The organism is Flavobacterium sp. (genome assembly GCF_035456225.1).
Classification (GTDB): Bacteria; Bacteroidota; Bacteroidia; order Flavobacteriales; family Flavobacteriaceae; genus Flavobacterium.
The window spans coordinates 1-15,668 of sequence record NZ_DATIDM010000176.1 but is presented as its reverse complement, the minus strand read 5'-3'; the positions used below and the strand labels follow the sequence as shown (position 1 = coordinate 15,668).

Below are 15,668 nucleotides of genomic sequence, written 5' to 3'. Positions count from 1 at the left end.
TAATTGTACGCACGAGTTATGATTCAAATATCAAAGTCGTTAAAAGCGAACTGGAAACAATTATCACCACGCATCCGAAAGTATTAAAATCACCGGCACCGGAAGTTACTGTAAACGAACTCACCGACACTACAGTAAATTTCGCTGTTCGCATATGGGTAAAGAACGCCGATTTTTCAACAGTGAATTCCGATATACTGGAACGAAGTAAAAATGTAGTTAAACTTTAGGCTTGGTGGTCATCACAAAGTCTTTCAGATAAAAAGGTTCAAAATAAGCGACATCCACAAAGTCGCTTTTTTTGTATTTATCAAAAGACATCGCGCTCATTTCGTTAGAAGACGGATATATAACTTCATCATGGTAGACGAATCGCTCGGAGTTGAGGATTTCTTTGCATTTAGGAGCGCCATCACCAATTAAATGTATTGTCCCGGCCAAATCTGAATACGAATCTGCATCGATTATATCCGCGCGGGTTTCAAACTGCTTCACATAATTCTGATCAAAACCGGAAGCGAAAACTTCCATCCGGCGGGCATCAATCATCGGAACTATGCATCCGTTCTCAATGCTGATCCTGCGGGCCAACGCTTCCAGAGTATCGGTTGCAATCAATGGGATATTCAGCGAATAACATAACCCTTTCGCGGCAGAGACACCGATTCGCAATCCGGTATAAGAGCCAGGCCCTTTACTCACTGCAACTGCTTTCAAATCCTGAAACGTTATTCCGGCTTTACGCAAAGCTTCTTCGAAAAAAAGATGCAGCTTTTCCGCATGGGAATAGCCTTCATCGGCTACTTCAAGACAAACGATGGTCTTCCCTTCGTTCGCAATAGTAACCGAACAGTTTTTAGTTGCCGTTTCAATATTTAAGATGTAAGCCATGTGTTTAAAAATATCGACAAAGATACGTCTTTGAGATTCCAAAATACAAATCCAAAATTCCAAAAAAAATCCAAACAGTAGCTTTTAAACAAACCTGTTTGGATTTCAGAATTTATAAGTCGTTACTTATCTTTTTATGCTTTTTCCTCCTTGTCCTTTTCTTTTTCCTCGGAATCTTTCTTCTTAAGGGTAACTTTATCGCCCGGGTTCAGTTCTTTGGTTACAGTAGTATAAGGCCCTACAATAACTACATCTCCTTTTTTCAGTCCGCTAACCACTTCAATGTTGGTATCATCCTGAATTCCGGTCTTGATTACGCGGAGTTTTGCCTTATCCCCTACTTTTACAAAAACACACTCGTATTTCTTGTCGGCTGAACCTTTGATTTTTTCCTCCTGTTCTTTTTCCAATTCTTCCACTATATCTTTTTTAGTTGAAGTCGTGTCGGTTTTCATCACCACAGCACTGATTGGCACAGCAAGGATATTTTCTTTTCTGGTTGTTATAATATCAACTGTAGCAGTCATCCCAGGGCGGAAAGGTGAGAAATTAGCTGGTTTTCCTTCGATTAAATCGGCATAGGATTCTTTTAAAATACGCACTTTCACTTTGAAATTAGTTACCTGATCTGCTGAAGTCGTAGCCACAGACGAATTGGAAATACTTGTAACAATCCCTTTGAATTCTTTTTTCAGATAAGCATCAACTTCAATTTTAGCTTCATCACCAATGCTTATTTTAACAATGTCATTCTCATTTACATCTACTTCCACTTCCATATCATTCAAATTGGCAACACGAAGCAATTCAGTTCCTGCCATCTGTTGAGTCCCTAGAACACGCTCTCCTAATTCTACATCCAATTTTGAAATTGTCCCGTCTGCCGGAGAGTAAATCGTAGTTCTTCCAAGATTATCCTTGGCTTCCGTCACGGTAGCTGAAGCACTTTTTACATTATAATAAGCCGATTGTTTATTCGCTTGGGCAACCTCATAGGCAGAAACCACTTTATCCCACTCCGATTTGGAAATCACACCTTTTTCAAAAAGCTTTTTGTTTCTGTCGTAATTTGATTTTGCTTCTTTCAGTTGTGCATCTGCCTGACTTAATCCTGCTTTAGTTGTCGATAAGGAAGCCACTGTACGATTTACACCCGACTCATAAATATCCGGATTGATTTTTACAAGCAAATCACCTTTTTTAACGGTCTGTCCTTCTTTAACCGGCAAGGCAATAATTTCCCCGGACACTTCGGAAGAAATCTTAACTTCTACTTCCGGTTGGATTTTTCCGGTAGCCGAAACCGTTTCCACAATAGTTATGGTATCGGTCTTGGCAACTTCAACTTCTTTACCTTCTTCTTTATTTCCGATTACACCTTTTTTGCTTAATACAACCAATGCAGCAACTAAAACCACAACGCCTCCTAATACTAAATATTTTGTTTTTTTTGTCATAATCTATTGTGTTTGTACAATCGGAATCCCGAAATAAAATTCTAAAATTTTGGTTCTGAAAATATAATCGTATTTGGTTCGCAATACTTCAGATTGTGCGTTTACATACAAGGTTTGCGCCTGATTAAAATCGAAAACATTCATTAAACCCACCTCGTAGCGTTCTTTGGCATAATTATACGACTGTTCTCTGGCTTCTAAAGTGGAAACCGCAGCCTCATAGGATTTCAAGGCCCCTTTAGTGTCCGTGTATGCTGTGTAAACAGTTCGTTCCAAATCCAGACCGTTTTGCTCCAACGTAATTTTGGAACGCTCTAAAGCTACTTTTGAACGCGCCACATTATTTCTTGCGGAAAATCCGTTCAGGATTGGAACATTAAGAGACAACCCTATATTTTGTCCTTTATTCTCATCGAACTGATCTAAAACCGGTTTCGGGCCAGCTATTATCGGTGTATTATCCGCATCAACCCCAATCAGCCTGTCTGAATACGAAGCACGGGTTGCAAAACTGTAAAATCCGCTTAAGGTCGGCTGATAAGCTCCACGCGCAATTTTCAAATCCCTTTGGGCAATATCCACATTCGTTTCTGCCAATTTAATATCGGTTCTTATTTCCTTCGCCTTCTCAAAAATAGTCTTAGGCTCCTGCAATAAAATACTGCTCTCCTGAACCGGTACTGAACTGTCGGCAATATCAAATTCCTGAAAATTATCCAACTGAAGCAATTGTGCCAGGCTTAATTTCGAAATCAGTAAGGCATTTTCAGCGGCAATCATTCGTTGGGTGGTAGTTGCCACCGTTGATTTCACATCCATCAAATCACCTTTAGGCACTACTCCGGCATCCACCAATTCCTGGGTACGCTCCATTTGTTTGTTTTCATACCCCAACTGTTCCTGCTGTACTTTTAAATTTTCCTTATTGAAAATAATCTGCAGATAGGCATTCACCACATTCAGTGAAACATCTTCCTGCATTTTGGTAAGCTGGTATTGAGTTGCAATGATGGAAAGATTGGCTTTACGTAACCGGTTTTGATTCTGAAGCCCTTTATAAATATCAACCCCTGCATTTATCCCGACATTACTATACTGTGTGGTCTGGTTTCTTAATAAACCCGTCGTGATATCCGGATTCAAACCAATGTTCCAGGAATGAGACGCATTCCCATTCAATGTTGGAAGAAAACTACCATACGCGTCTTTCTTGGAAATCTCCGCAAGCTCTTTATCAAGCGTTGTATTTTTAATGGAAATGTTTTTCTCCATGGCATAATTCACACATTCCTCCAAAGTCCATTTTTTAGATTGTGAATTGGCGGATATAGCAAGTAAAAGAAAAAAAGTAAATGATGAGTTTATTAAACGTTTTTTAATCATTTTGAAATTTAATTTTATGTATTAGTAGTAGTTTTTTGTTTTTTGATACAAAAAATCGGTAAAAAAAATGTTATGGCCAGCAAAGAAAACAATAACCCCCCTATTGAACCAATCGCCAGCGCGGACCAAAAAGGCACTTCCTCCCCCTGAATTAAAAAAGGGAGAAAACCTAAAGCACTTGACACGACAGTGATAAAAACCACTTTAATCTTCCCAAAATAAGCTTTAACAAAAGCTTCGAGTGAAGCCAATCCGCTTTTCTTATAACCATTAAAATCATTAATTACGAAAATTGAAGCACTCAAGTTCAAACCCGAAAGTAAAATAAAACTCGTAAAACCTCCCTGATCAAAATGGAATTCAAAAAAATAAAACGAAACAAATACTCCTATAAATGAAAGCGGTATGACACTTAAAACAATAAGAGACTGTTTCAGATTTTCAAATAAAATTGAGCATATAAAAAATTGCGTTACAAAAATGAACAACAAAACATAAAAACAATTAATCTTTGCATTCTCTGATAAAATACCATAATTATTTCCCATTTCCATTTTGTAACCTAAAGGCATAACATTGTTCATTTCCTTAATTTTTTCTTCTAAAAAAGCAGTCCCATTTTTTGAAGAACCCATATACTGAAATTCAATTCTTTTAATATATTCCTGATTTTCTTTATCAATATTTTCCTGCTCAACTTCTTTTTCAACATGTGCATTTTCTTTAAGATTGATTGCGTTCATTTTTTCAGAAGCAGGTAACAAGGTGTTTTTCAATTTCCACAAATCAAAATCTGAAACATTTTTACTTTCAAAACGGACAGGTTCATATTTTCCATCAATTTCTACGTAAAAATCATTCCCCTTTGAAAATGTTCTTTCCTTTAAATTTTTATACACTTCAGATGCCGTTGATTGCTGCAATGTTAAAAGATCTTTATTAAGAGACAGACGATAACCGTAGGCTTTTTTTGACGAATAACGACTATTATCGCGTATGCCTACATTTTGAATACGGGGATGCCCCTCTAGAACCGCTTTCAATTTTTCTGCCCAAAGGTTAAGCTCGTCCAAATTATAACCGGTCGCTTTTACACTAAAATTTATCGGATCGCTTGTACCTCCGTTCCTAAAACCATTGCCAATACCGTAAATCTGCCACTCAATTCCACCCACACTGATTACTTTTCGTATTAATTTGGATTTTAAAGACAAAGGAAAAGAAGATTTTTCAATTCCAGGATTAAACACAATTTCAATAAAACCGAAATCCGGGCCTTCTACTTGTGTGGTAAACTCTTTAATCTCCGAAAAATTACTCAAATAATTCTCCATCCCTAATAAAGCTTCATTCAATTGATGGACTGTCGCCCCTTTTTCCATTTCTGCCATAACATACAGCTTTGTCTCTTCATTTGTTCTGTATCCCGAATTTTCATTAACATATACAGAAAAGAGGCGGAACGTTCCACCTAAAGCAACATCAGAAAATGGTCTGATATTTTGTACAACCCAATCATGTCCTAAAGTCGAGTTATATGCTTTTTGATACCATTCTTGATTTTGTTCCAGGCGTTTGGGCAACATAAAAAAAGGAATTCCAAAAGTCAAAACAACAAACACAACAACCACCTTTTTGTACTTTAAAAGACTTTTCAGGAGTAATTCATAGTTGGTTTGGAGTTTGAACCAAACTCCTCTACTTTCCGACATTCTTTTTTTTGGCAGAAGTTTAGATGATAAGACAGGCAATAAAATTAAGGCAATAAAAAAGGAAACCGCCAGATTTAGACATAATACCAAGGCAAAATCAGCAATATATATCTTCATTTTTTCATCTAAGAAACAAACTGACTGAAAAGCTGCGATACTTGCAAGTAAAGACGCTAAAAAAGGGATGAGATTTTTTTCAGGTTGCTTCCCCTCATAACTTAATACCATGACAGTATTATTAACAATCAAACCTAACGAAACTATTATGCCTGCCAAAGAATACAGATGAATTTCAACCTTAAAAAAGTAATACAAAGCAAATGCTATTGTGATATTCATAACAATGCTGATAACGTTTATTATCAAGTATCTGAAACTAAAACTCATCAATAATACCAATAAAAGCAAGAGGACAATTGCAATGACACTCCGTTCTATAACTTTGTCAAACTGTTCACTCAAATAATCTGAGGCATTATATGCTTGCCTGATCTTATATGTCTCCGGTAAGGAATTAATTTGTGATTTGATTAAACTTTCAATTTCATCTGCCAATTTAACCATGTTCACATTCTTATCAGCAGAAACAGATATTGTTACTGCATTCTGACCGTTAACCCTAAAATAATTCGCACTTTCCTGCTCCCGATAACTAACTGATGCCAATTCATCAAGATAGATGACTGACCCTTTAATATTTTTGACAGGCAGGTGGGAAGTAAAAAATTTGCTTTGGTTTTTCAGAATCACTTTCAGTTCGCCTTCCTGATTGGTAAGACTCCCCAAATCCCTCCTATCGTAATAATTGTAAACGGCAGCCTCTATTTCATCTTTCGAAACCCCAATTGCATTTAATTGTTCCGGATCATATTTAACAATCCACTCTTTACTGTTTGCTCCATTAACCGTAACCTTGTCAACACCGGGAACAGCATTTAGTAACGGTACGATTTTTTGATACGCAAATTCCTTGATTGCTGTAGGAATGACTGAACCGGAAACCTTATAAACCATCAAAGGTCTTTCCCTCTCCTGATCTTCAGATTTATTAACACTTATCTCAGGATAGCTTACGTTCTTTGGTAATTTCCTGTACAGTTGCCGTATTATTGTTGCTACCTCTAAACGATGGTTCTCAGGTGAAATACCATTATCTAATTCCAATGTAATGATTCCATGACCATTTGAAGATTTTGAACTAATATTTTTGATTCCTGCCACTGTGTTTAGACCTGCTTCAAGGACAGAAGTAACCTGATGTTCAACAACATGAGCGGAAGCATTAGCAAAACCATAAGAAATCAAAATAGAATTTCCTCTAGCCTCCGGGTTGAGTTGTACAGACAACATTGTCATCAGCAACAATCCGCTAACCGATAATATCGCAAAAAAAACAAAAACTTTAAATGAAGGTATTTTCATATAAAAAAATATAATCTTCTTGCAAATTACAGTTTAATATTACATATTTGCAATAAATTTTAACAATTTAAATCTTAAAAATTATGAAACAAAAACTCCTGATTATTTTAGCCGTTGGTTTAGGCTTTGTTTTTCAATCCCTTAAAGAATACTCCGTAAGTCCAAATCCAGACCAGTTAACATGTTACGACACTTTTCAAATCGGGCACACTTATCTCTCAATAAATTGCAACGCATGCACCGGTCAATTTTGCAATGATTATTTAGACCAAAGTAGATGCACAAAATAATAAACGTAAACAACTATGAAAAAATCAATCGCGATAATTGCCATGGCGCTATTCTTATCGATCTCAGTGGATTTTGCAAATGCTAAAGAATTAATAGATATAGGCGGCGGAGGACAGCAACACACATGCTACGGTCTTACACCTGATCAATTGGGTGGCTATTTAGCCTTCAGATGCAGTGACTGTATACAATACAGAGCAGATAAGTACCTAGCTGGATCACAATCAACATGTACGAAATAACTTAAATTAATTTTATGGAAAAAACTTTTAAAATATCGATTACAGCGTTAGCAATAAGTTTATTTTGTTCCAACAAACTTTTAGCACTTCCTGAACCCCCAAGAATGGTTACTTGTTACACAACTTTACAAGTTAATGAAAGACTGTATCCTGTATACTGGTGCGGTGACTGCAGGACAGTTATGTCCAAATCATGGACAGACTCTTCAGTTTGTGTAAGATAACAATCATCAATAACATAATAAATCAATAAACACAATACGGACAATGAAAAAAATTATAATCCCACTACTTTCTTTATTCTTGTTTTCCTGTAACAACGAGGACAAGGGCATATCCAATATTGATCCCGAAACTTCTTTTCCGAAAGAAATAAATTTGAAACATGCAAAAGTGGATGAGATAAAACAATTAAATCCATTCCGATTGTGTTTATTTGATTCAATATTAGTAGTAAATGACGCTTTTGAAAATAACCGTATACATTTCTACAACAAAAATACTTTACAAGAGATTGCCTCTTTTGCAAAGCAAGGGGAAGGACCTGTCGAATTTGACATGCCCGAATCCTTGACTCAATACAATAAAGCAGAAAAAAAAGGTTCATTTTACATTTATGAATTGAGCAAAGGCATCCTCAGCGAGATTGATATGGCTAAAGTTCTTAAAAAAGAAAGCAATCCCATAGTACAAAAAACCTATCTCAATCCAGATCTGATAGGATCGGACAACCTTTTTATCTTTAACGATTCGATAACCGGAGAGAAAATGTTTGGTGACTACGATTTTCGATATTTTTCCATGAACAAAAAAACATCAAAATACCGAGCAATAGAATTACTTGAAGAAACAGATTTCATCAAAAGCGCACTTCCGGACGATAAAAGAAATTTAGACCGTTCTTTCTTGGGCTACAACAAAGAAAGAAAAAAATTTGTTGCCGCCTACTTGCATTTTAACAAGATCAAGATATATGATGATAAATTAAAGGGTCAAAAAACCATTTATTATGGTGACGATGAAATCACTCCGAAATCCACCACCCCTTTCAACAAAGAAAACATCCGATACTTTCTGCATCCGTTTATGGGTAAATCATATTTTTATGTTCCTTACAACGGAAAAAACAATGAATCGGATTCCAACAGAGAAATCCATGTATTTAATTATGAAGGTGAGCCTGTGGCTCGAATCAGTCTAGATATGCCGATGATAAATTTCACAGTGGACGAAGAGACAAAAACCATATATACTATTACAGGTGATGAAAAAAATGTAATCGTAAAATACCATTTCAATTTATAACCTAAATTACAATGAAACCTATTATTAAGAATATCATTTTATTTATTTCTGTTTTTGCACTGGGGATAGTGCTGAAGTCAATAATTACAGACTATTTATATCCAAAACCCGTCTTCATGTTGCTGGGAGATACTGTAAAGGATTTTGGAAAAGTCAGACAGGACCAACCTGCAAAACATTTTTTCAAGTTCACAAATAAAGGCAGCAAACCGTTAAAGATAGTGAACATAGAAACAAATTGTGGGTGCACCGCCAGTACCTGGCCAAAAAAACCTATCGCACCCAATAAATCCGACAGCATTCTTGTTGAATATGATTCCCATATAACCGGTTCGTTTAACAGAAAAGCCGTTGTTTATATAGAAGACATGAATGAAACCCACACACTTTTCATCAAAGGCACAATCACTGATTAATTAAAATTTCGTTCATGAAAAACTTTTTTGATTCAAAGCCTTATAATCGAAATGTTTGTTTGATTCTTATTTCCATACAGCTTTTTATTGCGTGTAAACATAGCGATAAGGTAATCCCTGAAAATCAAGATACTAATTCAAAGAATGCTGATTTTTATGTTTCCACGCAAACATCCAAAACCGGCTTTAGAAAGCAGATATATTCAAACGGAAAAGTAGAAGCTTTGCAAAAAGCCGATTTAAGATTCAACGGTAGTGAACAATTAGCAAAAATATTTGTACGCAACGGACAAACCGTAAATAAAGGAACTGTACTTGGACATTTAAAAAATGATCTTTTAAAAATAATGCTGCAAAAAGCAGAAATAGAATTTAGTAAAGTCGAAAATAAGTTTCTCGAAGAGAAAATTATTTTTGGATTCGGAAAAGTTCAAAACACAGAAATTCCGGAAAACATTTTAAAAACCATTTACTTCAAAACAGGATACCTTGAAGCAAAAAACAACTTGGATAACGCAAGATACCAATATGACCAAACTTTTCTTAAGGCTCCCTTTTCAGGAACTGTGGCGAACTTAACCTTCAAAGAAAGCAATTACATCTCTGCTCAAGATACTTTTTGTACGCTAATAAGCCATAATAATTTGGAAGTGGTTTTTCAGGTTATGGAAAACGAAATTAAAAATATCGCAATAAATCAGAGTATCACAATTATTCCTTTTGTAAATAATTCAAAAACACATAAGGGAATAATTACTGAAATCAACCCAATGATCAGTAAAGAAGGCCTAGTAAGAATTAAAGCAAAAATAAACTCTGATGCCAAATCACTACTGGACGGGATGAACGTAAAAATCATGATTAATAATGCCAATCAGGATATATTGGCGGTACCGAAAGAAGCATTGGTTTTACGTTCAGACAAACCTGTAATTTTTACCGCCAATAAAGGACATGCAAAATGGAACTATGTCACTATTGCCGACGAGAATAGTACGCACTATGCCATAAGTGAAGGTTTGAAAACAGGAGATACGATCATTACATCTGGCAATCAGCATTTAGCACATGATTCCCAAATAAAAACCAACTTCAAAAAAGTTAAAAGTTGATAATTGAACAACTCATAAAAAGGCCTGTTGCGGTATTTATGACCGCATTGGCCTTTACAATTTTAGGATTAGTTAGTGTTTTCAGAATACCTTCCTCCCTATTACCCGATATTGACATACCCGAAATAGCCATTCAGCTATCCTATCCTAATGCTTCTTCAGAAAATTTAGAGTCGTCAGTGGTAAAGCCCTTAAGAGGGCAATTACAACAACTCTCAGGATTGAGAAGTATAGAAACCGAAACCCGAGATGGTCTGGCAGTACTAAAACTTTCGTTCAATTACGGAACCAATATTGATTACGCTTTTATTGAAACTAACGAAAAAATAGACGGTTCCTTAAATTTCCTACCGAAAGATTTAGAACGCCCAAAAGTCATCAAAGCATCCGCCACAGATATTCCGGTGCTGTCACTATCTGTTTTTCAAAAGCAAAAAAGTGACGAAACCTCTTTTCGACAATTGAGTAATTTCACGGAAAATGTAATAAAAAAGCGCATTGAACAACTTCCCGAAATTGCTATTGCCGACATTAATGGCATAACAAAGTCCGTAATCAGCGTAAGTCTCGATGAGGAAAAAACAAAAAGTTTAGGCATCTCGCCCCAGGAAATTACCACAGCAATAAATAAAAACAATATTGAATTGGGTGATTTGCTTATTAAAAATGGTATCCATCAGTACCATTTTCGATTTTCAAATCCCTTACACACAATAGAGGATATTAAAGATATATATATATCCAAAAACGATCATCTCTTAAAACTGAAAGATATTGCAACAGTTTCTATAGAAAATGAACAGGAAAGAGGCGTCGTTTATTACAATGACCAACGAGCAATTAATATCGCTATAATTAAAAAAGCCGATTCAAGAATCGACGATCTCGAAAGCTCATTGAATACCATTATATCGCAGTTTAAAAAAGATTATCCTACTTTAGAATTTCAAACCTCGAAAGACCAAACAAAACTCCTGAAATTGTCCATTCAAAATCTGTTTCAAAGTTTGCTGTTAGGCTCTTTTTTGGCTGTAGTTATAATGTTTTTCTTTTTAGAAGACTTACAGTCCCCCATTGTGATTGGGTTGAGTGTTCCGCTGTCCTTAATAATAAGTTTTCTTTTTTTAGAATGGTTTGGTTTGACCATAAATATTGTATCACTCTCAGGATTAATCTTAGGAGTGGGTAATATGATTGACAATTCGATTATTGTTATAGACAATATAGCCCAAAAAATCAATAACGGAGAAAAACTTCTTGAATCGTGTTCAAAGGGAACTGAAGAAATAATCACTCCACTTCTAAGTTCCTTATTAACAAATTGTATGATTTTCATTCCGCTGATTTTCCTTAGCGGTATCAGTGGAGCCATATTTTTAGATCAGGCGATTGCGGTTACAGTTGGATTAAGCGCTTCGTTTATAGTTTCAATATTTTTCATACCCGTAATGTATTTTTTTGTCAAACAAATAAAATTTAATTACAAACCCGTTCTTTTTATTCGGGGAATAGAAGACTGGTATGAAAAAGGATTTTATTATTTTTTTGAAAACAAAAAAATAACTTTTTCAATAATCCTTTCTTTTTTAATTTCAGGCGTACTATTTTCCTTTCTTCTCCCATATGAAAAAATACCAAAATTCAGTGATGACACTGTAGAACTACGAATCGACTGGAATGATAATATTACATTAGAGGAAAATTTAAGACGAGTCCAATTATTGAATCAGTTCAAATCTGAAATTTTCCTTTCAGAAATAGGCGAAAAACAGTACTTATTAAACACGGATCAATCCAGTTTATCAGAAACCACCCTTTTTATTAAAGAAAACAATCCCCAGAAAATAAAAAAAACGACTGAAAAAATAACAAAATTATTAGAGAACCATTTTCCAAATGCGACGTTTGCGTTCAGTCCTCAAAAGAACTTGTTTGAATACATCTTCGGTTCTAACAATAAGGAACTTGTAGCCAATATATACCCTAAAGATGGTAAAGAGCCTAACGTTGAAGACTATCGATTGGTTTCCGAAAAGTTGAATGCGACAAATGAAAAAAACCCTTTCTTAAACCAAATAAACATCGAAGTAAATTTTGAAAATTTAAATCTCTATAATGTTTCGTATAACGATTTGCTAGATGCCATAAAAACCTCTTTCAATCAAAACGAAGTTGATTATTTAAAAGCTTCCCAACAATACCTACCCATAAAAATAACAAGTACCAAAACATTCTATGACACTTTGGAATCCACTTTTGTTGATAATGCTAATCATGAAGCAATACCCTTAAAAAATTTGATCAATATAAGTAACAGAACAAATTTTAAAACTATTTACGGAGACAACACCGGAACAAAATTAAGTTTTCAATTGGACAGTAAAAACAGCGTACTAATGGAATCCCTTGAAAACAAATTTGCCGACGACCCCAAATGGATTTTAAAATTTACAGGAAATCTGTTTGAACTAAAAGAGCTCAAAGACGAGATGTTATTTGTGTTTTTAATTTCTATTGGGCTACTGTATCTGATAATGGCTTCACAGTTCGAATCCTTAATTCAACCTTTAATTATTCTTATTGAAATACCCATTGACATCGGTGGTGCCTTGCTGTTTCTTTATCTATTCGGTCAATCTATAAACATTATGTCGCTGATCGGTATTATTGTCATGAGTGGCATCATTATCAATGACAGTATAATCAAAGTTCACACAATAAACGAACTAAGAAAAGAAGGGCTAAGTGTACTTGATGCAATAAAAAAGGGAGGAAAAATGCGATTAAAACCAATATTAATGACAGCATTAACTTCTGTGCTTGCCCTAATACCTGTTTTATTCAGTAATGATATGGGCAATGAAATGCAACAACCCCTCGCTTATGCCCTTATTGGCGGCATGATTATAGGAACTTTTGTCAGTTTATATTTTGTACCCTATCTTTACTATCTCATTTATAAAGATTGACAGTGAAAAATATCGTCTTATTAATAGCCGTTTTAGCAGCCCTAATGCTACTGGCTAGCTGTTCATCCCCAAAAAAAATAGAAGCATCGAGACCGGAACCAAGCAACAACACTCCAATGGTATACGAAACTACAACATCGTTCATCAACATGCCTGTTGAAATCCCGTTGAAAGAAATTGAGAATCAACTCAACAAAGCCTTTTCGGGTTTGATCTATAACGACAGTACAATGACCGATGATAAAACGGAGATGAAAATCTGGAAGCAAGGCCCGATAAAACTGACGGAGAAAGGCGGAAAAATAGAATCAGTAGTCCCTTTGAAAATGTGGGTTAAACTAAAATACGGAACCGATTTCATGGGCCTGAACGATACCCGCGAAATCAATCTTGACGGAACGATTACCTTCTTAAGCGAGGCAAAACTCTCTAACTGGAAACTCACTACTTCATCCTCGATTGAAGATTTTAACTGGAATGAAAGTCCGTCCATTGTTGTTTCCGGCAAAAGCATTCCGATTACCTATATCGTAAATCCTACCCTTCGCATTTTCAAATCGAAAATTGCCAAAAAAATAGACGAAGCCATCAGCAAATCGACTGATTTCAAGCCAATGGTTTTATCGGTTTTAGAAAAACTGAGCACACCGCTTCAAACCAGTGAGCAATACGAATCCTGGTTTAAAATGACACCATCCGAATTGTATGTTACCGATGCTGTTTTATCAAAAGGAAAAATCAGCATGGACATGGGACTGAAATGCAACATGCAAACCATTGTAGGACAACAACCGGTCAACACATTTAAAAAGGAAAGCATCGTTTTGAAACCGGTAACAAAAATGCCAAATAAGATTGAAGCGACTGTAGCCGCCATTTCCACCTACGAAACCGCATCACGCATTTTAACAAAAAACTTTCAGGGACAGACCTTCTCTTCCGGCAAACGAAAAATAACCGTTCAGAAAGTAGATTTATGGCAGAAGGACAGCAAGATGATTGTGGCTTTGGACATACACGGCAGTATCGATGGCACCATTTACCTTTCCGGCTATCCAAGTTACAATCACGTAACTAAAGAAATTTATTTTGACCAAATGGATTATGTTTTGAATACGAAAGGAATATTGACAAAAACTGCCAATTGGCTTTTAAGCGGAATCATTCTGAATAAGTTCAGGGAAACCTGCCGCTATTCGATTAAAGGAAATTTAGATGAGGCAAAGAAAAATTTATTGCCATACCTTACCAACTATTCGCCAATGAAAGGTGTATTCGTAAACGGAACACTAAACGATTTTGAGTTTGACAAAGTAGAACTTACCGATAAGGCCATCATCGCTTTCATTAAAACCTCCGGACAAATGAATGTGAAAATCGAAGGACTGGATTAGTATGGTGTTCAGTCGCAGTCGCAGTCGCAATCGCAGTCGCAGTCGCAGTCGCAGTCGCAGTCACAGTCGCAATAAGCAAAATTAAAAAAGCCGTTTTTATCAAACGGCTTTTTTACTCTTTTCTCTATACTCTTTTCTCTATACTCTTTTTTCTATACTCTTTTTTCTATACTCTTTACTCTTTACTCTTCTTCCCATACTTCAACCGGTAAATTGCAAAACCAATTGCGCCAACCAATATATAGGGAATTGCCATTAAGTAAACGATTCCATCATTAACCGCCTCGGCCTGCACACCGGATTCTTCACTTTCCAAAGCGGCACGACACATGGCACATTGTGCATTACCTTCAAGAGGAAAGAAAACAGAAAACAGAAGAAAGAAAAAAAACAGTCTTACTCCCCAAATCTTTGCTCTTTGCTCTATATTCTTTTCTCTAATTAACATAATACGGAGAAATCATCAGATACACAATTACGCCTGTTACCGCTACGTACAACCACAATGGGAATGTAATTTTAGCAATTTTCCTGTGACGCTCAAAACTATTTGAAATAGCTCTAACGTAAGTAATCAGAACAAAAGGAATAACCACAACGGAAAGCAAAATATGCGTTATCAAAATGAAAAAGTAAATATATCTGATTAATCCCTCACCTCCGAATTTGGTCTCGATCGACGTCATGTGATAAGCCACATACATTCCCAAGAAGGCAACCGAACAAGCTATCGCAATTTTAATCAGACGCTCATGAAGACTGCGTTTCCCATTTTTAATGGCCCAAACTGCCGCTACAAGCAAGACAGCTGTTATTCCGTTGATCGTGGCGTAAATCGGAGGTAAAAAAGACAGCGGTTCCACATCGTATCCTAATTTTCTAAGATTAACACCAAACAATAAGGCAACCACCAGTGGAATTGCTACCGACAAGACCACAATCCATTTATTGTATTTACTTTCTGCTGCGTTTGTGATTGTATTTCCCATTTATTCTTCTAATAATTTTTTAATATCTTGTTTGAGCATATCAATGCCCGGCTGTTCCAATCCGTCGTAATATAAAATCGGATTT

11 protein-coding genes and 1 pseudogene are annotated in these 15,668 nt (G+C 35.8%); 6 read left to right on the top strand and 6 right to left on the bottom strand.

Annotation, left to right across the window (positions count from 1 at the left end; genetic code table 11):
* Window positions 1–230: pseudogene (locus VLB74_RS10735) on the top strand (mechanosensitive ion channel family protein); the annotation flags it as partial.
* Here VLB74_RS10735 and tsaB read toward each other — a convergent pair.
* From tsaB to VLB74_RS10715, 4 genes are all read right to left on the bottom strand, one after another.
* Window positions 220–891 carry a tRNA (adenosine(37)-N6)-threonylcarbamoyltransferase complex dimerization subunit type 1 TsaB gene (gene tsaB, locus VLB74_RS10730; RefSeq protein ID WP_325203456.1) on the bottom strand — a complete coding sequence of 224 codons (672 nt, stop codon included), beginning with the start codon at window positions 889–891 and terminating at the stop codon, window positions 220–222. The pseudogene VLB74_RS10735 and the gene tsaB overlap by 11 nt on opposite strands.
* Window positions 892–1,025: 134 nt before the next feature.
* Window positions 1,026–2,348, bottom strand: coding sequence for an efflux RND transporter periplasmic adaptor subunit (locus VLB74_RS10725; RefSeq protein WP_325203455.1), 1,323 nt, complete (start codon window positions 2,346–2,348; stop codon window positions 1,026–1,028).
* A 3-nt stretch (window positions 2,349–2,351) separates the two neighbouring features.
* Window positions 2,352–3,731: a TolC family protein gene (locus VLB74_RS10720; protein WP_325203454.1), complete on the bottom strand. Its 1,380-nt coding sequence runs from the start codon at window positions 3,729–3,731 to the stop codon at window positions 2,352–2,354.
* A 14-nt stretch (window positions 3,732–3,745) separates the two neighbouring features.
* Window positions 3,746–6,865, bottom strand: a complete 3,120-nt coding sequence (locus tag VLB74_RS10715) for an efflux RND transporter permease subunit (RefSeq protein ID WP_325203453.1) — start codon at window positions 6,863–6,865, stop codon at window positions 3,746–3,748.
* Window positions 6,866–7,665: 800 nt separating this feature from the next.
* On the opposite strand from VLB74_RS10715, the gene VLB74_RS10710 reads away from it, so the two are divergent.
* From VLB74_RS10710 to VLB74_RS10690, 5 genes are read left to right on the top strand one after another with little or no spacing between them, the layout of a single operon-like run.
* Window positions 7,666–8,703 carry a BF3164 family lipoprotein gene (locus VLB74_RS10710; protein ID WP_325203452.1) on the top strand — a complete coding sequence of 346 codons (1,038 nt, stop codon included), beginning with the start codon at window positions 7,666–7,668 and terminating at the stop codon, window positions 8,701–8,703.
* A gap of 11 nt (window positions 8,704–8,714) precedes the next feature.
* On the top strand, window positions 8,715–9,119 hold the full coding sequence (locus VLB74_RS10705) for a DUF1573 domain-containing protein (protein WP_325203451.1): 405 nt from the start codon (window positions 8,715–8,717) through the stop codon (window positions 9,117–9,119).
* A gap of 14 nt (window positions 9,120–9,133) precedes the next feature.
* Entirely contained in the window at window positions 9,134–10,231 is a 1,098-nt protein-coding gene (locus tag VLB74_RS10700; protein ID WP_325203450.1) for an efflux RND transporter periplasmic adaptor subunit, read from the top strand.
* Window positions 10,228–13,200: an efflux RND transporter permease subunit gene (locus tag VLB74_RS10695; RefSeq protein ID WP_325203449.1), complete on the top strand. Its 2,973-nt coding sequence runs from the start codon at window positions 10,228–10,230 to the stop codon at window positions 13,198–13,200. The genes VLB74_RS10700 and VLB74_RS10695 overlap by 4 nt, the downstream gene beginning before the upstream one ends.
* 2 nt (window positions 13,201–13,202) lie before the next feature.
* The gene (locus VLB74_RS10690; protein WP_325203448.1) at window positions 13,203–14,594 is read left to right on the top strand and encodes a DUF4403 family protein; all 1,392 of its coding nucleotides are present in this window, start codon (window positions 13,203–13,205) and stop codon (window positions 14,592–14,594) included.
* 175 nt (window positions 14,595–14,769) lie between these two features.
* On the opposite strand, the gene VLB74_RS10685 is transcribed toward VLB74_RS10690, so the two are convergent.
* Together VLB74_RS10685 and VLB74_RS10680 are read right to left on the bottom strand one after the other, a co-directional pair.
* Window positions 14,770–15,042: a hypothetical protein gene (locus tag VLB74_RS10685; protein WP_325203447.1), complete on the bottom strand. Its 273-nt coding sequence runs from the start codon at window positions 15,040–15,042 to the stop codon at window positions 14,770–14,772.
* The gene (locus tag VLB74_RS10680; RefSeq protein ID WP_325203446.1) at window positions 15,032–15,583 is read right to left on the bottom strand and encodes a DUF420 domain-containing protein; all 552 of its coding nucleotides are present in this window, start codon (window positions 15,581–15,583) and stop codon (window positions 15,032–15,034) included. The genes VLB74_RS10685 and VLB74_RS10680 overlap by 11 nt, the downstream gene beginning before the upstream one ends.
* Between the last annotated feature and the right edge of the window lie 85 nt (window positions 15,584–15,668).